Origin of the sequence: [Clostridium] innocuum, from assembly GCA_012317185.1 — a bacterium.
Classification (GTDB): Bacteria; Bacillota_I; Bacilli_A; order Erysipelotrichales; family Erysipelotrichaceae; genus Clostridium_AQ; species Clostridium_AQ innocuum.
The window spans coordinates 2,016,540-2,037,662 of record CP048838.1 but is presented as its reverse complement, the minus strand read 5'-3'; the positions used below and the strand labels follow the sequence as shown (position 1 = coordinate 2,037,662).

The following is a 21,123-nucleotide window of genomic DNA, read 5'->3' as shown; positions in this document are numbered from 1 at the left end:
TCTTATTCCGCCACTCTCATTTTATTAAACGGCAGCACAATGAAAAAATCCACTGCCTTGATATCCCCGCGCTTGAAGGCCCCCATTTCGCGGGAGTCCTTGCTTGCATAGCGATTGTCCCCCATCAGATAATATTCGTCCTCTCCCAGCTGCACCTCATCAAAATCCTCTGTGAATTTATAATTTTCCGTCAACCGGATACTATCCGCATAATCATTGTCAAGATAAGGCTCCTGAATAGCTGTATCATTGATGTATACCGTATCCCCACTGGCGCGGATCCGCTCACCGGGCAGACCGATGACACGCTTCACCCAATAGGTATGCGTCTTCTTCTTGTCATAGACAATCACGATATCGCCGCGCTTGATTTCCTGAAAATGACCGGAAAACGCATTGCCAAATCCGAATTCACCCGTTTTCAGCGTCGGATACATACTGCCTCCCTGTACACGCAGCGGCCGCACAAGATAATTGGCTGTCAGATACACCAGCACAAAACAGACAAGGAATATTTTCAGCAATGAAAACAGGTTGGAAAAAATCACGCCTGCCAGTGATTCGTGTTCTTCCAGTCTGTGTCTGTCCTTCTCCTGCTTCTGCATCGTACACCCTCCAGCCTAAAATAAAAAGTCGAGCAAGACCCGACTTTTTTCCAGCTTAACGAACTTCTTTAATACGAGAAGCCTTACCAGAACGTCCGCGTAAGTAGAATAATTTGTTTCTTCTAACCTTACCGTTACGTACAACTTCGATTTTTTCAACAATTGGAGAGTGAATCGGGAATGTTCTTTCTACACCGATCTGGTTAGAGATTTTACGAACAGTGAATACTTCGTTGATTCCTCCACCCTGCTTTGCGATAACCAATCCTTCAAATACCTGAATACGGGATTTGTCACCCTCTTTGATCTTAACGTGTACTCGAACGGTACTACCTGATTTAAAGAATGGGACATCTTTCTTCAATTGTGATTTTGTTACTTCATTTACTAACTGCATGTTCATAATAATGGCGCTCCTTTTCTATTCATCATAACGTAGAGGCTCTTGAATCATACTGTTCAGCGGAACCGCGTGCCATAAAGGCTTATATATGATATCACAGAACTGGGATATTTGTAAATACTTTTTCATCCATTTTTTACAGCGGTAAAGAAGAAGTCGTTTTCAGAAAGGTCGGGTCCTTTCTGCTATTATCATACCATTTTCACCAACTAAAAAAAAGGAGAATGCCGAATTTTACAAAGAAAATCCGAACAGCTCTCCTCCTTTTTCAGCCTGCACTATCCAGTGTTTCCAAATAAGCGAGCATTTGCAAAATATCCTCCGCAATCATCGTCCGTTTACTGCGTTCAATCTGCAGATTTTTTCCGGTCATAATATAGGAAGGAAACAAACGGATATCCCCATCCATCCAGATGCTGTTGCGCAGCCTGTAGGTGGAACCGGCAGGAATGCGCGCTGTATGATTACGCCTGGCAATCATGGTATGTATGCGTATCGCAATATCCCCCATCAGCATAATCACACGCAGATTTTCAAACAGCTTCAGCTCTTCCTCCAGAATGACAGAGCTTTCCTGCAGCTGCTGTTTGGTAAAGCCTTCCCTTGGTTTTGGCAGCTTGCAGGCATTGGTTACGTAAATCCCCCGCGCAAGCAGATGAGCAGGTTCTGAATCCGAAAAAAACGAGCGCAATGATACAGCATATTCACCATCCGTATTCCCATAAAAATCATCTTCATCCCTTAATGGTGCACATTCGTTCACCATTACCACACGTATGTGTTCAGGCGATATCTCTATGTCATTCATAGCCAGCGCCGTATGGGAATACTGCTCCAGATAGCTCTTCATGTTCATTTTAAATCTCTCCTTTTTCCCAAGTATAGCACACCTTCAACGACAGCGTATTGTCATATTCCAAAAAAAGCTAACACAGACCGTACAGGGCTGATGAGCTTCATCATGTAATTCTAACCAGTCTTATACTTATATCTCCGACAACTATATTATACCATTGAGATACAAATCCCAGACAAGCTGTCATGATAATTACTTATCAATATAGTGTATGATAATACAGCACGTATCAATCTGTATTCAGTAACTACCAGTATTTACTCAAACAGACGCCCTATGTGATACCAATCGTTTTACATGTACTTATACTGCAGCAGATAGAAACAAGTATTATTGTAAAAAGGCAAAGGATTTTTTTATCCTTCACCTTGTTCCTCCTCAGCTTTAATTTCATCCAGCAGCTTCCGTTCTTCCTTTGTAAACTCACGATTTTTTAATAAATCCGGACGTTTCTCCATCGTTTTCTTCAACGATTCCTTTAGCCGCCATTTGCGGATATTGGCATGATGACCACTCAGTAAAACATCCGGTACCCGCATTCCCTCATATTCGATGGGACGGGTATATTGCGGATACTCCAGCAGACCGTTTTCAAAAGAATCATCACTGTGACTTTCTTCTTTGATAACGTGATCCAGCAGTCGTATGACAGCATCGGAAATCACCAGCGCAGCACCCTCTCCTCCGGTCAATACGAAATCCCCAAGAGATACCTCCATATCCACAAAGGAACGAATGCGCTCGTCAAAGCCCTCATAGTGTCCGCAAAGAATGATCAGATGCTTGATTTCGGAGGCAAAGCGGTGAGCCAGTTTTTGATCAAAGCGATTCCCCTGCGGTGTCATCATAATGACAAAGGAATCCTCACTGCGTACCGATTTCAGACAGTCAACGATAGGCTGGCAGGACAGCACCATCCCCTGTCCGCCGCCGCACGGCGTATCGTCCACATGATTGTGGCGGTCTAACGTAAACGCCCGAAAATCCACCGTTTCAAATTCCACAAGCTGCTGCTCCAGTGCACGCTTGATTATGGATGTGGAACGAAAGCTGTCAAAAAACTCAGGAAACAGTGTCAGTACTGTTATCTTCATACAAGCCCCTCCATCAGCTCCACCTTCATCACCTTGCTTTTACGATCAAACTCCTTGACAAAGGCTCTGACAAAAGGAATCAGAATATCCTTATCCTTTGTTTTGACACGCAGGATTGCATTGGCTCCGGTTTCTATGATTTCACTGACCGTCCCCAGCTGTACACCGTCCATATCATAGACCACGGCATCCTGCAGTTCATAAAAATAAGCTTCGTATTCATCCAGCTCCTGCAGCTCCTCTTCCCGTATGGTCAGCATACTGCCCTTCCAGCACTCCACCTGATTTATATCATCATAGCCTTTAAATTTGACTAGCAGCTGCCCCTTGCTTTCCCGTACATGCTGTATCTTCAGGTCCAACTGTCCCTGTGCCAGCTGCAGATGCACAACTGCCCCCTTTTGAAATCGCAGCTGCGGAAAATCCGTAAGCACCTTGACCTTCATTTCACCACGCAGTCCATGTGTATTCACAAGCATACCGATATTGATTTCTTTCATATGTCCTACCTCCAAAAAAAGGATGCGAAAGGCATCCTAATAAGATTCAAACTTGATGGTGACTCTTTTATCCTCTTTCCTTGATGCCACAGACATCATCTGACGAATAGAAGAAGCCATCATGCCACGACGTCCGATCAGGCGGGCAACATCATCGCTGTTGGCATATACGTACAACAGAATTTCATTATCCTCCAGTGTCGGCATCATTTTGACAGATACATTGGTCTTATCCTCAACCATCGGTGTTACAAGATCCAACAATACTTTTTCGTAATCGATCATACTCTTTTACTTAGCGTTTTTTTCTTCGTGCAGACGTTTCATAATTCCTTCTTTAGAAAGAATGTTACGAACAGTATCAGAAGGCTGTGCTCCTTCTTTCAGCCACTTTGTAGCCAGTTCTTCGTTCAGCACTACGCTTGCAGGATTTGTTGTTGGATTATAAGTACCGATGATTTCGATAAAACGTCCATCTCTAGGTGCGCGGGAATCCGCAGCGACAATTCTGTAGAAAGGTTTTCTCTTGGAACCCATTCTCTTTAATCTTAATTTTACAGCCATATAATTTCCTCCTATTGGTTATTTTCTTAGCATTACCTTGACAAGTATACCATAGATTATCCGTCTGTCAAGGTTTTTTACTTGACACCCTTGTTTTTTTTGTGACTATGTTATATTCTTTGAATTTTCTCTGTCAAGATAATTGATAAAAGCGTAGAAGTTAGTAGCAGTCTCTGATGATCCTTTTCTGGTTGCTGAATATTTAATGAACGGCATCTGCATACAGACACTGCTGCCATGCAGTGGCAGCTTTAAAGACACTAAGGATGCATCACTTCTCCTGTAAACAGACAACAAGCAGCATGTGCATCAGTTGTCTAATCATCAATTTATTACTCCGCACCCTTTTTGTGTTTTTTTCGAAGGACAACTGCCATAAGAAGTACGGTAAGCGCAGCCGCTGACAGCCATAAGGCTTCATTTTGCATATCGGCGGTGCTGACAGCAGCAACTTTCTTTTTTACCGGTTTCTCTGTTTTTTCATGTGTAGAGGCTGGTTGCTTCGCGTCTGTAACCGGATGCTCTGGTTGAGTGTTCGGCTGCTTGGGTTCCTCGGGCTTCTCATGTGGCTGCTTCGGCTTTTCTATTGGTTCATTGCCCGCATCCACCTTCTTTTCTGCAACCAGTGCATATAATGAAAACTGATCGGTGGAAAAGGTCATAGTTCCATCCGCATTGGTATGCAATGGGATTTTGGTGATGTTACCGTTATGCAGCCGCACCATATAATAGCTTGTATCCTGTTGTACTGTTCCCTTAGGCAATACAACAGCATAGAAAATCGGCTGTTTCAGCTGCTTAATTTCTCCCAATAAGGCTCCATCATCGCTCACAAGGTGGAAGCTGAAGTCAAAATATTGCAGGGCGGAATGCTGAGCGTCCGTTATATTTGAAAGATACTCCTGTATTATACGCAGATCCACTGCATCAATTTCCTCTTCTTTAAGCACCTCTGCATTTGCTGTCAGCTTAATAGCTTTTCCTACATTCATTGCCTGTAAAACGGCAGTTCTAGTTGTTTCATCAAGGACATCCGAAGCAATTTCTCTTCCTTCCGCTATATCAGAAAGGATATTATCAACTGTACTTTCAATGATATCCTGTGATTTTTCATCCATAATACCTGCTTGACTTGTGCTGGACGGCCTTGATGGATCTAGCGGCTCAATATTCGCTTCCTTGACTTCATAGACAGACACATCACAGGTCGCAGTCACATGATCGATGGTGGCAGTAATGGTACTGGTTCCATTTGCAACTGCTGAAATACTGCCATCCGCATGCACAACAGCAACATCTTCATTCGAGGATGTCCATATGATTTTCTGTGAATCCGCATCTGCAGGAAGTATCTCCGCTTGCAGCGTATGCGTATCCCCCTTTTTCATCAGCAAGTTTTTCTGCATATTGATTTTCTGTACCGGATTCGGCTTTTCAACGGTTACTGTTATGGTTTTCTGTGCATACAGCTTCGTACCGAATCCATACATGGTCACTGTGACCTCTGCATTTCCTTTTTTATCCTTACTGCTCAAGCAGCCGTTGCTGTCAACCTCTACAATACTCTCGTCACTGGAGGTCCATTCAATCTTATTATAGTAAATAGATTCCCCTTCCGGCAGCACACTGATTTGCAGCTGCTTCAGCGAGCCGGGCTCCATTACAACGTTATCCATATCAATATCAATGACCTTACCCTCCGCTTCCTGTGTATAAATCACACCTGATTTGGGGTCCGTGATTTTTCCGCTAATCTTTGCCATCCCACTCTTCTTCGCTACATAATAAGCTGCATCCTGACGTTGTTCGACAGCAATAATACGTTCATCAGCGCTGCTCCACTGTACGGCAGGCTTATCAAAATCCTGATCCAGCATCACTATGGTTGCGCTCAGCATTTTCTCTTTGTCCGTTCCGCTGTTGTAAAGCGTGGAAATAGAAAACCGAAAGTCTCCAATGCTTTGCTGTGTTACATTCATATGCTCATCACAAACAGATTTCACAGTGACATTTGCATACGTACCTCCAGAAATCACCTTGTATGGATACACCTCGTTCCAGTAATTCGCCGAAAGATCAATCGCGCCTTTTTTTAAATTACAGCGTGTCGCAAAGCCTGCAGAGCCTGGCAATTCTTTTTCTCTTGCAATATAATTTTGATTCACTTGTACCGGTACTGCCACCGGGGTACTTCCCTTGGGAAGGTAAATCCCATCTCCCTGGCTTCCCTGTGCACCTGTCCCGGCGATTCCATCCTTATTCCAATTGAAAATATGATTTTCTGTTATTGAAAGCAGTTCTTTCACTGTCATGCTTCCCAGCTGAATTGCAGTGTGATTGACATTTCCTATATAATTTCCGGATATATACATCGCACGAACTGGAAGCGTTGAATATACACCGTTTGACGCATAGCCTTCTTCCCCGATATTATCTATATAGTTGTTTTTTAAATTCACAGTATCGAGATACTCATCAGAACCACAATTGATATGTATCGCAGAAATGCTCTTATCTGTGATATTTGTTATCACATTATTCACAATTCTTATTGACCCGCTCGATATGATTGGAGCACCCCATCCAACGATATTGATTCCCTTGCCATGCAGTGTCAATCCATTGATTTCCAAGGAGTCATCCTCTAAAAGACCGTTTACCTCTATACCACCGGTCAGGATGGTTTCCTCGCTGCTTCTGACACCACCGTTGCTATAGGCACTGACATCAGCACTTGCCCCTTTCAGTATAATCGTCCGAGAAGAAGTATTTGATATTTTCAGCGGCTCGCTATAAGTCCCTGCAGGAATTTGTATTATAGCGTCTTCTCCGGCAGCAACAGCATCTATCGCAGCTTGAATAGTATCATAGTTTTCTTTAGAAGCTTGTTTTAACAATACGATTTTCTTATCAGCAGCATGAATAAATCCCAAATCCTGAACCGAAAGAAACAGAAAGGCTGACAGCATTACTGTCATTGCCAGCTTTACAGCATGAACACATCTTTTCATTACAGTACCTCCCTTTTATTTCACAAGGTATACTGTATGAGACATTCCAATATCTGTGCTTTTTTTAATAAAACAGCTGTACAGACATCAAATTACAGCTATTATTCTAAGGTTTTATGGATGTCTCCAATTGTATACATTATTAAATATTACATTTATATACTACCCTGCTTTTAACGATTTTGCAATCGTTTACATCAATTTCTGTTTGAAACCTTATGTCCGGCTAGTCTTTATCGTGGTGTTCTCAAAGAAACGCCGTACCAGATACGCGGTTTCTTTCCTGTATGATGTAAAAAGCTTCAGCTCTGGCAAGTGCCACACAGGATAGAAAAAGCATAATCTTTTCTATTCAGACCTAAGAGAAAAAAACAACAGGTGATTTTTACTTGATAATAAAGAAAACAGAGGAATCCACTTAACAGAAGATTGGATTCCCCTTTTTTTATGAACATTTCAGTCCGCAAGAAATCAGATTTTCTCCCTGACATTCCTTAACGAATCACCCTACAAACAGTTATCCCAGTCCCTCGCTGTAGGCGTCTCTTCTAAATCCTTCTGTATAAAATGATGAACTGCCTGTTCCCTGTCCTTTCAGATTTCCATTGACTTAGCTACTGCTTTTCCAACAGAAACATACACATCCTACAATCGAGCATAAAGCCGCATTGTATCAGATTTTTTCGAATAGCGATATTATGAACATCAATATCCCCTATCAGCTTATGAATATCGTGATGCCAGGCCATGTCCATTGCCTTTTGCAGCAGCACGCTGCCAAGCCGCTTTCCCTGATAATCGGCATGTACCCCAATATATCCGATTCCTCCAACATCATCCAGCAGACGATTTACACTGATAAAGCCTGCAGGTTGCCCTTCAACAAGCAGAATCTGAAATAAAATGTCGCTTTCTTCATCATCCAGCAGCTCCTCCATCTGCTTTTGGACTGCCGGATACAGCCCCATACTGGTATGTTCTCTTTGCAAAAGCAAATCCGGTGTAGTTCTGCTTGCGCTCACCATCAGCTCCAGCAGATTTTCCTTCGTCATCTGCTTTGCCGATACGAACTCATAGGAATGCAAATCCCGTTCAGCAGTCATCACTGTGTAGCTTTCCCTTTTAATTTCAATGGGAAACCAGCGCTTCAGCACCCGATATACGAGTGTATAGTTGATTTTGTCCGAATACAGGTCGATGCGCCATTCTCTGCTTCGATCCAGATGGCCAATAACATCCCTTACAAACTGATCAGCCTCCGTCTGCTCGATCGCCTCCAGTGTCAGATTGCCAATGTAGGAATGCTCATCATAAATAACTGCTCTGGCAACCACCTGCTCCTTACGAATCATCACATAGCATTGCTGCAGAGACAGCTCCTGTCTGCTTAACCCCCGTTTCAGGGAACGGTTCTGTTCCTTGCTGCTTGCCGGCATCGCTGTCATAGATGCTGCGTACTGCTCTTTACAAATTTCTGTTTTCATTTTTTTGTCCTTTCCTTTCATAAATGTGCTGCATAGGAAAGAAAAAAGCATCCCAAGGGATGCCCAGAACATGCGCTAGCTATCAACACGGCAGTCTGTATCTTTCCTCAGTTTATACGTTTTGAATGTATTCATACAAACCACCTGCCTTTCTTATTATATACGGTACCTTTAAGGTATAACAGTACTATAGCATACTATCCTATACTTTTCCAGATTATTTGTGAAATTCGATCAAATATGTCTGATTGAGCAAAAGCGTGTGATCATCCAGCGGATACGCAAAGAGGACAGCTGTCTCACCATTCAATATCTTTGCATCCAAATGAATCCATCGCTGCTGCGATACAATATAGATATCCAATGCACTGCTCAGCGTACTCTCACTGATATAAAACCCATCATACGGATACAAAATACAGTCTTCTGCCCGCATGTTCTCCGGTAATGGAATCGAATGCTTTTCCTGTGTACAGAAATTCAGCAGCTCCATGGAAGAGTCTCTTGCACGATACAAATAATCACTGACAAAGGGAACAGCGCACTGGTAGTCACTGTACTCTGTCCAGGTATTCTTACGGTAATTATACACAATCGGGTAATTCGCTTCGGTCGTAGCATCCACTGCATAGCTTTTTGTTGTAATGATGTGCGTATCGCCAGCCATACGCAGCTCATTTCCCAGCAGATAGCCAGGCAGCCGTTTTGTATCCAGCCTACGACGGGTATTTTCCACCCTGTCCAGTAGCACCCATTGTGCTTCTGTTTTCTCCTTCGCCCATCCCTGTGCCAATGCATACGTGCGATATAGCAGAAACCGCCCGGAGGCACTGCTTTGTACGGTGTTGGCATAGATATGCATTCCAGATTCCGCTTCTGCATGGTATGCATGAGATAAATCTCCAATGGATTGCACATCTGCTGTTTCCGGATTTACCAGATAGGCATTTTGAAAGGTATCCTGCATATATTCGATCACCAGCATTCCGTCCGCCAGTACACGGAATGACGAATCCGGTATTCCAGTGCCCTCCTCCCCTTTTAGATACAGAGGGAGGTACTCGTTTTTCAGATGGACATATTGTAATTGTACGGTCACGGTGCTGTTTTCCACTGGCAGCTGCAGCTCTAAGCTTTTCTTTGGAACAGCGTCTTCTACGATTCGTCCTTTTTCATATACGGTCAACGTATCTTCCCCCGCAATTTTTTCTTCCGGCAGTTTTACATAATAGCGGCAGTCGGCATCCAGATAGGTGATTCCATTGAGGGCTTGTACAGAAACAGGGTCTTCCTTTACCTGCACCTTCTCCTGTCCATTGCTAAACAGTGATAAAAGCCAATCGCGTACCGTATCACTGCACGCATATGCAGTACCTAAGGAAAGCAATGCCAGCAGAAATAAAACAGCAATTCGCCATATATAGACGCTTTTTTTTCTTTCGGAGGACTCCGCCTGATCCATCACCTGTTCTTTCCAGCTTTGCGGGCAGTGTATATCATCAAAGCCCCTGAATTTTTTCTCACGCATCCTCTTCACCTCCCAAAAGACTGCGCAGCTCCTGTTTCCCGCGCCGCATCCAGGACTTCACAGTATTCTCGCGTGCGTTCATGAGTCTACTGATTTCCCGTATGGAATAGCCCTCATAATAATATAAATACAAAGCATTGCGATGGTTGGGTACCAGCTCCATCAGCTCATACAGCTCATTGCGCTCCTGTACATCCTCCACCTGAGCAAAGGCTTCATCGAGCCGTATATGATGCTTTCGCCAGAATTTTCGATGCTCATCTGCACACGCATGAATCGTTGTTTGAATCAGCCAAGCCTTCACATGCTGAGGATCGTGAAATTCCATTGTCTGTGTATATAGCTTCAAAAAGACATTTTGAAAGATATCCTTTGCATCCTGCTCATTTCCCATCCGCAAATATGCAAGACGGGTCACAGTATCCGCAAAGGCTTCCATAACTTCTTCAAATGTCATATCCGCATAAGTTCTCATGCCGCACTTCCCTCCTAACAAGGAATTTTATCCCCTCTATTATAAACACGATTATATGAGCAGAAAAGTTGCAGTGAAAAACAATTAGCACCTGTAGGACATAATCAGCCTACCGCTTGTATGCAGTCATGCTCATGTAAAGACCTATACAGCTGCTTCAGCAATTCGCAAATAGTAAAACAGCCTTGTTTGCAGGCTGCTGCAAAGGGAAAGCATGCACTCCACTCCAAGGATCAGTTTTAGCTGCAAGGAGGAGAATCATGCATTATGTTCACTTTCTTGTTGTAACCGTGATCAAAAAACCAGACCAAGGCTCCGAGCCGGAAATCATCCTGATCATGTGTGAACAAAAAGGATCAACATAAACTTGACCCTTTTCATCATATATATCAATCGACTCCTATACTGAAAAAAGTGTGAAAGCCTCTCATCAGGTTTTGCAGTCTGATTATCCATCCCTCTACTGAATAAGCCATGGATTTTCCTCACCGTGCATAAACAGATAGCAGCTCTTCATCGAATGTGTCACCATATCCCGATAGGAATCATCGGTTAAGAAAGCGAGATGCGGTGTTAGCAGTACATTGGGAAAGGAGTTTAATACAGCCATATCATGCTGCTTCAGTATCTTCCCTTTCCTTCGATTGTAATAGATACCGGTTTCTCCCTCGACGACATCCAGCGCAGCTGCACCGACCTTTCCTGATTCTATCGCAGCAATCAACGCCGTATTATCGATCAGAGGACCGCGTGCTGTATTCACGATGATTACACCAGGCTTCATCCGGGCAAAAGCCGCTTCATTGAGCAAATGGTAGGTGGCATCGTTTAACGGTACATGCAGCGTGATAATGTCGCTGTTTTGATACAGGGTATTCAAATCCACATAGGTCACATATTGCTCCATTTCCTTTCGCGGATGTGGATTATAGGCAAGTATTCGGCAATCAAAGCCGGCTATATGACGAATGAGCGTCTGTCCGATGGCTCCCGTCCCAATCACTCCGAGTGTTTTTCCCTTCAGATTGCTGCCCAATACCGCATCAAAGGAATAATCCTGACTGACCGCACTCTGCAAAATCAGCTTCATTTTACGCAATGCCATCAGAATCAGCATAATCGTATAGTCCGCCACACTCTCACTCGCATAGGTTGCATTTCCAATATGAATACCGATTTTTCTGGCATAAGCAAGGTCAATGTGATCATAGCCGACAGTACGTGTTGACAGAAAGCGGACACCTACCTCCTGCAATTTCTGCAGCAATGCAGCATCGATCGGTGTTGATAGCACACTGATGCATTCATAGCCCTGACAAAGCTGTGCATTTTCCAGTGTCGGTCGCTGTGCACAGGTACCGATTTCCAGCTGCATCGCTTTTGCACAGGCACTGAAATAAGCAGCTTCCTCTTTTCGATAGCCATATACAAATACCTTCATAAACACCCTCCTCACAAAATACGTATTGCATTCATCAAATCTTGATTGGTATCACTGATTGTAATCTCCTTTTGAAATCAGAATCGTAAGCAACCTTTTTGACCAACAGTTAACTACACCTTCCTTTTAATAAAAACAAGGCAGTGTATGCCTTGTTATCGTTTTCCTCGTTTTCCGCCCTGACGCATCATCTTATTCATGCTGCGCATGTTTTTCATCGCCCCCATGGCTCCCATACCGCCCATGTTCGGCATTTTACCGGACTTGGTCATAGCACCCATCTGCTTCATGACCTGCTTCATTTTCTCATATTCATTCAACAGCCGGTTTACATCCGCTACCGTTGTACCACTACCTTTGGCAATACGATTCTTTCTGGATGCACGAAGGATATTGGGATTCTCCCGCTCCTCCATCGTCATACTCTGAATGATTGCGGTGCTTTTCTTCATTTTGTTGCCGGCTTTGGCTTCGTCGATCTGCCCTGCCAGCTGGTTCATCCCCGGAATCAGCTTCATCATACCGCCCAGAGACCCCATTTTTTCAAGCTGCTGGAACTGCACAAGCATGTCTGTCAGAGTAAACTGTCCGCTCATCATGCGATTCGCAGATTTCGTGCTCGCTTCGATATCCATTTTATCCTGTGCCTGCTCGACCAGAGACATGATATCTCCCATGCCCAGAATACGATCGGCCATACGATCCGGATGGAACACATCCAAGTCGTCAATTTTTTCACCCAGACCGACAAACTTTACCGGAACCTGTGTGATGGAGCGCACAGACAGAATACCACCGCCTCTGGAATCACCATCCAGCTTCGTCAATACGAGACCGGTAACCTCCAGCTGTTCATGGAAGCTGCCTGCAACATTCACAATATCCTGTCCGGTCATTGCATCGACAGTCAGCAAAATATCATCCGGATGTACAAAAGCCTTGATATCGGACAGCTCCTGCATCAGCTCTTCATCAATATGCAGACGCCCGGCAGTATCAAAGAGCACGGTATCATAGCCGTTTTCCTTGGCATAATCCATTGACTGCTTCGCTGTTTCCAGCGCCTTGGTCTCCACACCAAGTGAAAAGACCTCAACACCAATGCTTTCCCCCAGTGTTTTCAGCTGTTCAATCGCTGCAGGACGAATAACATCACAGGCTACCAGCAACGGCTTGCGGCTCTGCTTTTTCTTCATTACGTTGGCGATCTTTGCGGATGCCGTTGTTTTACCGGTACCCTGCAGACCCACCATCATGACAGTTGTTATTCCACTGCTTTTATAATTTACCGGAGCATCCTCGCTTCCCAGCAGCGCTACGATTTCGTCATGAACGATTTTTACAACCATCTGCCCCGGATTCAGAGAGGTCATGACCTCCGTTCCCAGTGCCTGTTCCTTTACGCGGGCAATGAAATCCTTAACGACGCCGTAATTAACATCGGCCTCCAGCAACGACATACGCACCTCGCGCAGCATGTCGTTCATATTTTTTTCGCTCAGCTTTCCCTTTCCGGTTATATTTTTAAACGCCTTTCCCAGACGTTCACTTAGTGATTCAAATGCCATACCTGTTTACCGCCTTTCTCCTAATACCTGTATCACATTATAGCATAGCCTGCTCTTGTTTGTTAAGCATGTTTTCATCTTTGCGATAGATTTCGATTTGAAACTGAATTTTCGTTTTCAGCTCATCCAGCTCCTGCAAGAGCATAGCCGCATCCTTTGGTGTTTTCCAGTAATAGGGCGTCATATGAAACAGTGCCTGAATATCAGCTGCATCCCGAATACAGATAGTAGCTTCCACCGTCTGCGTTTTTTCCAGAATGAAGCCCTCCTGCTGCAGCGTTTCCGACGGATTTTCATAGGGCACATCATACAGGATTTCCTTGAGCCCCATCAGATGCTGCGGACCGGGACCAACCTTGATGAAGATACCACCCGGCTGTAAGACACGCAGAAATTCCTCTGCCTGAAACGGCGCAAACACAGAAAGCACCATATCGGCACAGGCATCACACAGGGGCATATGGAAAACACTCGCCACCGCATATACCGCACCGCTTCTGGCCTTGCACGCTTCATCGACTGCATACTTGGATAAGTCAAAGCCAAGCAGTGTTTCCGTTTCCTGTTTCACTCTGTTCGTATAATACCCCTCCCCACAGCCTGCATCTATGACGACTGACGGATGATAGCCCCGTACCAGCTCAACCAGTGCAGCCTGCAGCGGTGCATAATATCCATGGGATAAAAATCGTGTGCGTGCCTTTACCATTTCCCGATCATCCCCGCTGAGCGCTTTATGATGCAGCGCCAGATTGACATATCCGCGCTTTGCAATGTCATAGGAATGGTTATTCTGACAGCGCCATACGCGTTCCTCCCTGACCAGTTTATTTCCGCATTTCGGACATAACAGCATATACCTACCTCATTTCCTATCTAAGTATACCACAGGCAAAATAGGAAAAGTTTGCTTAATTACGGAAATTTAAGGGAAATTGTAGTAAAATAAATACAAAGAGGTGATTTTAATGGAATTTAATGAAGTTGCAGTCACAAGAAAAAGCATCCGTAAATATGCCGCAAGACCGGTGGCAAAAGAGGATATCGAAGCAATGCTTCGCTGTGCCATGGAGGCACCGAGCTGGAAGAATTCCCAGACAGCACGCTATCACGTCATCACATCTTCGACCATACTGCAGGCTATGAAGCAGGAAGGTCTGGCCCCCTTTAATGCAGAAAACACAAAGGATGCTCCGGTACTCATTGTCACAAGCTTTGTAAAGGATGTGGCCGGCTTTGATAAGGACGGTACCCCGAGCAATGAGCTCGGAAATCTGTGGGGTGCCTATGATCTGGGCCTGCATAATGAAAATCTTTTATTAAAGGCAAGGGATCTTGGGCTTGATACCCTTGTGATGGGCATCCGTGATGCAAAAGCCATACAAAGACTTCTCAACATCCCAGAGACGGAAATTATTGTCAGCGTCATCAGTGTCGGCTACAAGGCCATGGACCCTGAGAAGCCAAAGCGTAAGAAGCTGGACGATATCGTAACGTATTACGAAACATAAAAAAAAACCACTCCTGTTTTCCAATCGGAAGAGGAGCGGTTTTTTTTGTGCCAGCCTTAACGATTTTGATTCTGGTTGTTGTTGCGCTGGTTCTGGTTGTTTCTCTGGGAGTTGCTCTGGTTGTTGTTATTGAAGTTGTTTTTGAAATCCTGAGAAGAATGCTCTTTGTCGTATTCTTTCTGATGATTTCTCTTTTCAGCTTCAACGTCAGCACCTAATTCAATACCCATTTCGTACTGATATAAGTCCTGCTCAACTTGTTTTTCGTTGTACTGTTTTCTTCTTTCCATTATTCTCACCTCACATTGTTAGTATGGGTGAGTGTTGTCAATTTATACTAAAAAATATCCTCATCAAGCTTCGCTTTCGGGTATACATCCACATGCTCTGTCTTCTCGATGCATTCCTGCAGCAAAGACTCATAATCAAAGCGCGCCTCCAGCCGTTCTGAGCGCTGAATCGTCGGTTTGGTTACCGGGTTTTTCGGCGTAAATATCGTACAGCAGTCCTCAAAGGGCTGTATGGAGATATCATAGGTGTCAATGGCACGGGAAACATTGATGATTTCCACCTTGTCCATGCAGGCAACCGGACGAATAACCGGTGTTGTCGTTACACAGTTAATGGTTTGCATACTTTCCAGTGTCTGACTCGCTACCTGTCCGATGCTTTCCCCATTGACAATGGCAAGACAGTGCTGCTGCTCGCAAAGCCGCTGTGCAATGCGATACATCATACGGCGCATTATCGTAATGGCATAGCTTTCATCACAGTTTTTATAGATGGCAAGCTGTAAGTCTGTAAAAGGCACCACATGGACACGAATATGTCCCTGATACGGGGCAAGCTGACGGGCAAGCTCAAGTACCTTGTCCTGTGCTGCCTGACTGGTGTATGGTGGTGATGCATAATGAACGCATTCGATCGCAACGCCGCGCTTCATGGTCAGATAGGATGCGACCGGGGAATCAATTCCACCGGACAGCATGACCAGCGCCTTCCCGCCGACACCGACCGGATAACCGCCTGCCCCGGCAATTCTGCCAGTCATAATATAGGTATCCTCCTGATGCACCTCGATCTGGATGCGTAACTGCGGCTCTCGCACATTCACCTTCAGTTCAGTGTTCCGCAGAATCTCTCCGGCAACAGCACGGTTGATTTCATCGGAAATCATCGGAAACAGCTTGTGACTTCTGCGTGCTTCGATTTTAAAGGTCCGTGCATCGCTTTCCTTCGCCACCTGCAGTGCCGTTTGCTTCATCGCCTCGATATCGGAATCCACGCGGATTGCGAAGGAAAAGGAGGAAATACCGAATACCTTCTGCAGATGCTCGCTGACAGCGTGCGGATCTTCTCCGTTCAGCATGATGTACAGTCTGTCATGGGTACGCTCATAGCTCAGTCTGTCATAATCCCGAAGCGCATTTTTCACATTTGTTAATAAGCGCTTGATGAAATCCTTTTTATTCTTTCCCTTCGTGGACAGCTCTCCGAAGCGGACAAGAATATGGTTATATACAATGTTATTTTGTTCGATAGTCATGATTGATCTCCTTTAAAGCCTGTAAAAAGGCATCGACTTCCTCTCTGGTAGTCAGATGCGACAGGGATATGCGTATTGCATGGGTTGCACGCTGCTCCCCCAACCCCATAGCAAGCAGAACTGCGGAAACCGCTTTACTGTGTGATGAACACGTGCTTTGGGCAGAAACAGCAAAGCCTTTGGCATTCAGTGCATTGAGCATGATTTCACTGCCAATGCGCAGATTGGATATATTGAGGATAAACGGGCTGCCTTCCTCTGGGGAATTGATCACGATATCCTCCATTGTGGACAGCGCTTTACGAAGGTAGCTGTTCAGCTTTTGCACATGGGCATAGGCATCCTCACGCTGTTCCATGGCAAGGCGCAGCGTTTTCGCAAACACAATATTTGTCGGTGCATTGCTGGTGCCGGCTCGCAGTCCGTTTTCCTGCTGACCGCCGCTGATAAGCGGGACCAGCTCTACATTTCTTTTCTTATATAGGATAGCGCTGCCCTTCAGTCCGTAGATTTTATGGGCGGAAAAGGTTGCCAGATCAACACAGGAAAGATCGACCTCCAGCTTTCCCAGCGCCTGTACACCATCCATGTGAAAGAGTGCCCTGGAATTGGCGTGCACGTACTGGGCACATTCACGAATCGCATTCACTGCCCCGGTTTCATTATTCACCATCATCATGGATACCAGAACAGTATCCTTTCGTAATGCTTGCTTCAAATCTTCTACTTCCACGCAACCCTTCGCATTCACGGGAAGATAGGTCACCTCATATCCAAAAACCTCCTGCAGCTGTTTCATGGCATTATGAATGCTGGAATGCTCCACACAGGTGGTGATCAGATGCTTGCCGCGATTGGCATATTTCCAGGCTGCCCCCTTGATTGCCGCATTGTTGGATTCGCTGGCACAGGAGGTAAACAGAATCTCATCCTTATAAACGTGCAAAAGCTGTGCAATCTGTGCACGGCTTTGTTCCATCAATTTACCGGTTTCCCTTCCCAGCTCATGCAGAGAATCACTGTTGCCGTAATGCTTCTCCAAAAGCCTGGTATAGGTTTTTAAAATTTCCGGGCAAATCGGCGTGGTGGAGGCATAATCCAGATAAATCATGCTACTCCCCCGCATTCAGGATACTTGGATCCTTCTTGTTGATCAGCTTTTCATAAGCTCCCGGATGCATTTTCTCAATGCACTGGATGCCGATTTTCAATGCCTTGGTATACTGCCCGTTTCGAAAGCACAGCTCTGCTCTTGTCAGCTCACTGTCGATATCCGGAAAGGAGGAGCGATACCGGTTTCCAAACACAATCGTATTTTCCACCATAATTGCCATTCCCACCAGATTATTCACACTGTTATATAATGTATAAATATAATCAATCGCACTGCGCAGCTCGGCGTTCAGGCGTTTGACATCCAGCGGAGAATTATCCAGAATCACCTGAATGTCCTTGATCATGATTTCCCCTTTATGCAGGTCATCCTCATATTTTTGTGAAACACTCGGCAGCCGGTGCTTGGACATTTTCACACGAATTTCATTCACAATCAGCTGCAGCTTGATCAGCTGTTTCTTTGCCCGCTCCTCATCACTGCAGGCATTGTCGAGCTTCTGCTTCATTTCACCAACCTCATTGGTGAAGGCAGCCGCACTCTGCTCCAGCTCCTTATATGCAATCAGTATTGTGGAGTATGGCACCTTGTTTTGTGCGATGACAGCCTCCAGCTTGCGCTGCATGTCGTTTAATACAGAAAGGCGCTCATGCACCTCCTGCAGCCGCTGGGTCCAGTTTTCAAAGCCAAACCGTTCATATACGCGGTTATACAGCTCCTCGATAGCTTCCACATCCATATTGATGCTGCGAATCGTATCAAAGAGGATGTCGACATTGTCGCTGACCTCATCGAAGGCACCCTCTTCCCTGCTCAGCTGTTCGGCAAGCTGGGAAATGCGTTTTTCACAATCGTTGAGATCCTCATGAACATCCTTCGGATTTCCGTTGCGAAGCTTATTCAAATCATTTTTCAGCATGTCGCTGATGATATCCAGATTCTTGCGAACCTCCAGATGCTCGGTATACACACCCTTGTTTTTCGCCTGTGCATACTGATAACCGACTTCATCGATTGCTCGCGGAAGAACACCTCTGGCACGCTCATACATGGATGGCAGGACATCCACCAGCTCCTTTAAATGAGCGACAGATTCCCGTATTTCCTTCTGCTGATCAGCGGCCTTGTTGAATTCGGACGCAAACATCCATTCCTCAAAGGCTGAAAACATCTTTTCAATACCTGCAATCTCCATTTCCAGATATTCATAGCTCTGGGAGAAGGAGGCACGGTTCTCATTGATATTGCGCTTGATGATACGAAAATCATCCTTCAGCTTATTGATATGTACACGCTGCTCGTTTTCCTGCTCCAAAATGCTGTCCAGTGCCTGATTGACATCCTTTGCGACACCCTCCAGCTCTGCCATCTGTTCCCGTAGCTTCTCCATGCGCCGCTTTGCGGCCTTGGCTTTATGAACATAGATCAGATCATCCGCCTCGGCCAGTGTAACGCTGCATTCCTTCAGCTGCTCCTGAATATTGTCAAAATCCGTACGGCAGCTTTCCACACGCTGACTCATTTCCTCATTGACCCGTGACAGTGCCACAGCCTTGTTCAATTTAAAAGCAAGTGGAATTCCCTTCAGCGAGTTGTAGCTCAGCTCCAGTTCATCCAATTGCTTTCTTGCCTGCTTTTGACGCAGGACCATCATGATGATCGTAAGTATGACGATGGCGACCAGCGCAATCACTATATAGATCAAAACATCAAGGGAAACAACATTTTTGACATTGTTGATAAAATTCTCCATACAGACACCTCTTCCATTCGAATTCACTAGGTATATTGTATCATAATTTATACGATTAAGAAATCAGAAATTATGCTTATTCTAGAAGAAATGATGCGTGTCTTATTTTTCTTTCACACAATGCCGCATCACACATTTATCACTCCTCATGGAAAGGATAGCATTTATAGACAAACAACGCATGTTTCTCTGTCCGTCGAGCTTTTAGAAATCAAAGCTTCAAGGTATTATCTTTAACAGGTTTGTATATGCAGGGATGACGAGCATTCCACAATATGCAACGATAGGACTACATCAAAAATTGAGTCATAAAAATAAATTCTGTTTGACATCCATTCCTCGTTCTGTTATAGTAAAGTGGCGTAAAATGGATAGCAGAATGCAAATGCTTTACATATAGCGTTCATGACGCAGATTTCTGCGGGGTATTGCGTAACTTACTGCTGAGCGAAGATATCGTGAGTATGAACACCATGTAAAAATGATTTGTACCTGTTATTGTTTTATAGCCATAAAACAATAAGGAGGATTTTCATGTCAAGAATCAATGGACCGGTTTGGAAAACATCCCGCCGTCTTGGTTTCTCTATTCTGGAAACCGGAGAAGAGCTTCAGAAACGTGCATATGCACCAGGTCAGCACGGACCTACGAAACGTGTAAAATTAACAAACTACGGACAGCAGCTGCGTGAAAAGCAGAAAATCCGTTACATGTATGGATTGAACGAGCGTCAGTTCTACAACACTTTCATCAAAGCAAGCAAGATGAAGGGTGTAACTGGTGACAACTTCCTGGGTCTGCTGGAATCCCGTCTGGATAACCTGGTTTACCGTATGGGCTTTGCCCGCACTCGCCGTGCTGCTCGTCAGCTGGTTAACCACGGACACATTCTGGTTAACGGTAAGAAAGTTGATATCCCTAGCTTTATCGCAAAACCAGGTATGGTTGTGGAAATCAAGGAGAAATCCAGAGATATGAAGGCAATCAACGAGGCACTGGAAGCAACACTGAATACCGTAGCATTCATCGATGTTGATAAAGATGCAAAGAAGGGTACCTACCTTCGTCTGCCAGAGCGCAGTGAGCTGAATTCCGAGTTCAACGAACTGCTGGTAGTAGAATTCTACAACAGATAATGTTAAAAAATCCGGATATCCGGATTTTTTTATAATATTACCATGACAGCCAATGCAGTGAAGAGGGAGCTGTTCCCTCTTCGCTTTTTTCAGCGTTCCTTTTTGATAAAGGAAACGTGCTCCGCAATCAGATCATAGCTGCGATGCAGCTTGCCGTCCTGCCCTTCAAAGGTATGTGACTGCATGCGTCCCTTTACAGACACATGATCTCCCACCTGCGCTGCCGCCATCGCCGTTTCCGCAATGCCCTTCCAGAGCATGATATTCAGATTGTCATATTCATAAACACCCTCGCTGTTCGCAAAGGGGCGCTGAACACGAATCATCATAGTCGCAAAACGATTCCCGGCTGCCGATGTACGGATTTCTGACAGTTCCGTCAGTTCACCTACAAAAGCTATCACGTTCATATGTGTACCATCCTTTCTTTTTTCTAAATGCTATACCTCACCGCATGAACATCCCTCCCAAGCTCCCCTATATTATCGCTGTTTCCCTGTATTTGCGCAAACCGCATTATTTGTCCGGTATGG

21 protein-coding genes are annotated in these 21,123 nt (G+C 44.9%); 2 read left to right on the top strand and 19 right to left on the bottom strand.

Features of this window, described 5'->3' with window-relative positions:
• Positions 1–2 precede the first annotated feature (2 nt).
• From lepB to G4D54_09660, 14 genes are all read right to left on the bottom strand, one after another.
• Positions 3–605: a signal peptidase I gene (gene lepB / locus G4D54_09725; GenBank protein ID QJA02691.1), complete on the bottom strand. Its 603-nt coding sequence runs from the start codon at positions 603–605 to the stop codon at positions 3–5.
• A 55-nt stretch (positions 606–660) separates the two neighbouring features.
• Positions 661–1,008: a 50S ribosomal protein L19 gene (gene rplS / locus G4D54_09720; protein QJA02690.1), complete on the bottom strand. Its 348-nt coding sequence runs from the start codon at positions 1,006–1,008 to the stop codon at positions 661–663.
• A gap of 268 nt (positions 1,009–1,276) precedes the next feature.
• Entirely contained in the window at positions 1,277–1,864 is a 588-nt protein-coding gene (locus tag G4D54_09715) for a hypothetical protein (GenBank protein QJA02689.1), read from the bottom strand.
• 356 nt (positions 1,865–2,220) lie between these two features.
• On the bottom strand, positions 2,221–2,958 hold the full coding sequence (gene trmD, locus G4D54_09710) for a tRNA (guanosine(37)-N1)-methyltransferase TrmD (GenBank protein ID QJA02688.1): 738 nt from the start codon (positions 2,956–2,958) through the stop codon (positions 2,221–2,223).
• A complete protein-coding gene (rimM, locus tag G4D54_09705) occupies positions 2,955–3,458 on the bottom strand; it encodes a ribosome maturation factor RimM (GenBank protein QJA02687.1) in 504 nt (167 codons plus the stop codon). Before rimM ends, trmD begins: the two co-directional genes overlap by 4 nt.
• Positions 3,459–3,494: 36 nt before the next feature.
• Positions 3,495–3,743, bottom strand: a complete 249-nt coding sequence (locus G4D54_09700) for a KH domain-containing protein (GenBank protein ID QJA02686.1) — start codon at positions 3,741–3,743, stop codon at positions 3,495–3,497.
• 6 nt (positions 3,744–3,749) lie between these two features.
• Entirely contained in the window at positions 3,750–4,022 is a 273-nt protein-coding gene (gene rpsP / locus G4D54_09695) for a 30S ribosomal protein S16 (protein QJA02685.1), read from the bottom strand.
• Positions 4,023–4,354: 332 nt separating this feature from the next.
• Positions 4,355–7,033, bottom strand: coding sequence for a hypothetical protein (locus tag G4D54_09690; protein ID QJA02684.1), 2,679 nt, complete (start codon positions 7,031–7,033; stop codon positions 4,355–4,357).
• A gap of 614 nt (positions 7,034–7,647) precedes the next feature.
• Positions 7,648–8,517, bottom strand: a complete 870-nt coding sequence (locus tag G4D54_09685) for a GNAT family N-acetyltransferase (GenBank protein ID QJA02683.1) — start codon at positions 8,515–8,517, stop codon at positions 7,648–7,650.
• Positions 8,518–8,734: 217 nt separating this feature from the next.
• Complete coding sequence (locus G4D54_09680; protein QJA02682.1) at positions 8,735–10,045, bottom strand: hypothetical protein; 1,311 nt, start codon at positions 10,043–10,045, stop codon at positions 8,735–8,737.
• Entirely contained in the window at positions 10,038–10,520 is a 483-nt protein-coding gene (locus G4D54_09675) for an RNA polymerase sigma factor (GenBank protein ID QJA02681.1), read from the bottom strand. Before G4D54_09675 ends, G4D54_09680 begins: the two co-directional genes overlap by 8 nt.
• A gap of 460 nt (positions 10,521–10,980) precedes the next feature.
• Positions 10,981–11,961, bottom strand: a complete 981-nt coding sequence (locus G4D54_09670) for a lactate dehydrogenase (protein ID QJA02680.1) — start codon at positions 11,959–11,961, stop codon at positions 10,981–10,983.
• Between the two features lie 155 nt (positions 11,962–12,116).
• On the bottom strand, positions 12,117–13,529 hold the full coding sequence (ffh, locus tag G4D54_09665) for a signal recognition particle protein (GenBank protein ID QJA02679.1): 1,413 nt from the start codon (positions 13,527–13,529) through the stop codon (positions 12,117–12,119).
• Positions 13,530–13,566: 37 nt separating this feature from the next.
• On the bottom strand, positions 13,567–14,385 hold the full coding sequence (locus G4D54_09660; protein QJA02678.1) for a methyltransferase domain-containing protein: 819 nt from the start codon (positions 14,383–14,385) through the stop codon (positions 13,567–13,569).
• Positions 14,386–14,497: 112 nt separating this feature from the next.
• Here G4D54_09660 and G4D54_09655 point away from each other — a divergent pair, with 112 nt between their 5' ends.
• Positions 14,498–15,040, top strand: coding sequence for a nitroreductase (locus G4D54_09655; protein QJA02677.1), 543 nt, complete (start codon positions 14,498–14,500; stop codon positions 15,038–15,040).
• 56 nt (positions 15,041–15,096) lie between these two features.
• On the opposite strand, the gene G4D54_09650 is transcribed toward G4D54_09655, so the two are convergent.
• From G4D54_09650 to G4D54_09635, 4 genes are read right to left on the bottom strand one after another with little or no spacing between them, the layout of a single operon-like run.
• A complete protein-coding gene (locus tag G4D54_09650) occupies positions 15,097–15,330 on the bottom strand; it encodes a hypothetical protein (protein ID QJA02676.1) in 234 nt (77 codons plus the stop codon).
• A 47-nt stretch (positions 15,331–15,377) separates the two neighbouring features.
• Positions 15,378–16,586: a tRNA 4-thiouridine(8) synthase ThiI gene (gene thiI, locus G4D54_09645; GenBank protein QJA02675.1), complete on the bottom strand. Its 1,209-nt coding sequence runs from the start codon at positions 16,584–16,586 to the stop codon at positions 15,378–15,380.
• On the bottom strand, positions 16,567–17,697 hold the full coding sequence (locus tag G4D54_09640; GenBank protein ID QJA02674.1) for a cysteine desulfurase: 1,131 nt from the start codon (positions 17,695–17,697) through the stop codon (positions 16,567–16,569). The genes thiI and G4D54_09640 overlap by 20 nt, the downstream gene beginning before the upstream one ends.
• Position 17,698: 1 nt before the next feature.
• Positions 17,699–19,453, bottom strand: a complete 1,755-nt coding sequence (locus G4D54_09635; GenBank protein QJA02673.1) for a septation ring formation regulator EzrA — start codon at positions 19,451–19,453, stop codon at positions 17,699–17,701.
• A 534-nt stretch (positions 19,454–19,987) separates the two neighbouring features.
• On the opposite strand from G4D54_09635, the gene rpsD reads away from it, so the two are divergent.
• Positions 19,988–20,590 (top strand): 30S ribosomal protein S4, encoded by a 603-nt coding sequence (gene rpsD, locus G4D54_09630; GenBank protein ID QJA02672.1) that lies wholly within the window; start codon positions 19,988–19,990, stop codon positions 20,588–20,590.
• Positions 20,591–20,679: 89 nt separating this feature from the next.
• Here rpsD and G4D54_09625 read toward each other — a convergent pair whose 3' ends face one another.
• Positions 20,680–21,000 carry a single-stranded DNA-binding protein gene (locus G4D54_09625; protein QJA02671.1) on the bottom strand — a complete coding sequence of 107 codons (321 nt, stop codon included), beginning with the start codon at positions 20,998–21,000 and terminating at the stop codon, positions 20,680–20,682.
• Between the last annotated feature and the right edge of the window lie 123 nt (positions 21,001–21,123).

Bases quoted from the DNA above. Each gene is read 5' to 3' on its own strand.
- trmD (QJA02688.1), bottom strand. From the start codon at position 2,958: ATGAAGATAACAGTACTGACACTGTTTCCTGAGTTTTTTGACAGCTTT.
- G4D54_09650 (QJA02676.1), bottom strand. From the start codon at position 15,330: ATGGAAAGAAGAAAACAGTACAACGAAAAACAAGTTGAGCAGGACTTA.
- thiI (QJA02675.1), bottom strand. From the start codon at position 16,586: ATGACTATCGAACAAAATAACATTGTATATAACCATATTCTTGTCCGC.
- G4D54_09660 (QJA02678.1), bottom strand. From the start codon at position 14,385: ATGCTGTTATGTCCGAAATGCGGAAATAAACTGGTCAGGGAGGAACGC.
- rpsD (QJA02672.1), top strand. From the start codon at position 19,988: ATGTCAAGAATCAATGGACCGGTTTGGAAAACATCCCGCCGTCTTGGT.
- G4D54_09690 (QJA02684.1), bottom strand. From the start codon at position 7,033: ATGAAAAGATGTGTTCATGCTGTAAAGCTGGCAATGACAGTAATGCTG.
- rpsP (QJA02685.1), bottom strand. From the start codon at position 4,022: ATGGCTGTAAAATTAAGATTAAAGAGAATGGGTTCCAAGAGAAAACCT.
- G4D54_09685 (QJA02683.1), bottom strand. From the start codon at position 8,517: ATGAAAACAGAAATTTGTAAAGAGCAGTACGCAGCATCTATGACAGCG.
- G4D54_09655 (QJA02677.1), top strand. From the start codon at position 14,498: ATGGAATTTAATGAAGTTGCAGTCACAAGAAAAAGCATCCGTAAATAT.
- G4D54_09640 (QJA02674.1), bottom strand. From the start codon at position 17,697: ATGATTTATCTGGATTATGCCTCCACCACGCCGATTTGCCCGGAAATT.
- ffh (QJA02679.1), bottom strand. From the start codon at position 13,529: ATGGCATTTGAATCACTAAGTGAACGTCTGGGAAAGGCGTTTAAAAAT.
- G4D54_09635 (QJA02673.1), bottom strand. From the start codon at position 19,453: ATGGAGAATTTTATCAACAATGTCAAAAATGTTGTTTCCCTTGATGTT.
- rplS (QJA02690.1), bottom strand. From the start codon at position 1,008: ATGAACATGCAGTTAGTAAATGAAGTAACAAAATCACAATTGAAGAAA.
- rimM (QJA02687.1), bottom strand. From the start codon at position 3,458: ATGAAAGAAATCAATATCGGTATGCTTGTGAATACACATGGACTGCGT.
- G4D54_09675 (QJA02681.1), bottom strand. From the start codon at position 10,520: ATGAGAACTTATGCGGATATGACATTTGAAGAAGTTATGGAAGCCTTT.
- G4D54_09670 (QJA02680.1), bottom strand. From the start codon at position 11,961: ATGAAGGTATTTGTATATGGCTATCGAAAAGAGGAAGCTGCTTATTTC.
- G4D54_09715 (QJA02689.1), bottom strand. From the start codon at position 1,864: ATGAACATGAAGAGCTATCTGGAGCAGTATTCCCATACGGCGCTGGCT.
- lepB (QJA02691.1), bottom strand. From the start codon at position 605: ATGCAGAAGCAGGAGAAGGACAGACACAGACTGGAAGAACACGAATCA.
- G4D54_09625 (QJA02671.1), bottom strand. From the start codon at position 21,000: ATGAACGTGATAGCTTTTGTAGGTGAACTGACGGAACTGTCAGAAATC.
- G4D54_09700 (QJA02686.1), bottom strand. From the start codon at position 3,743: ATGATCGATTACGAAAAAGTATTGTTGGATCTTGTAACACCGATGGTT.
- G4D54_09680 (QJA02682.1), bottom strand. From the start codon at position 10,045: ATGCGTGAGAAAAAATTCAGGGGCTTTGATGATATACACTGCCCGCAA.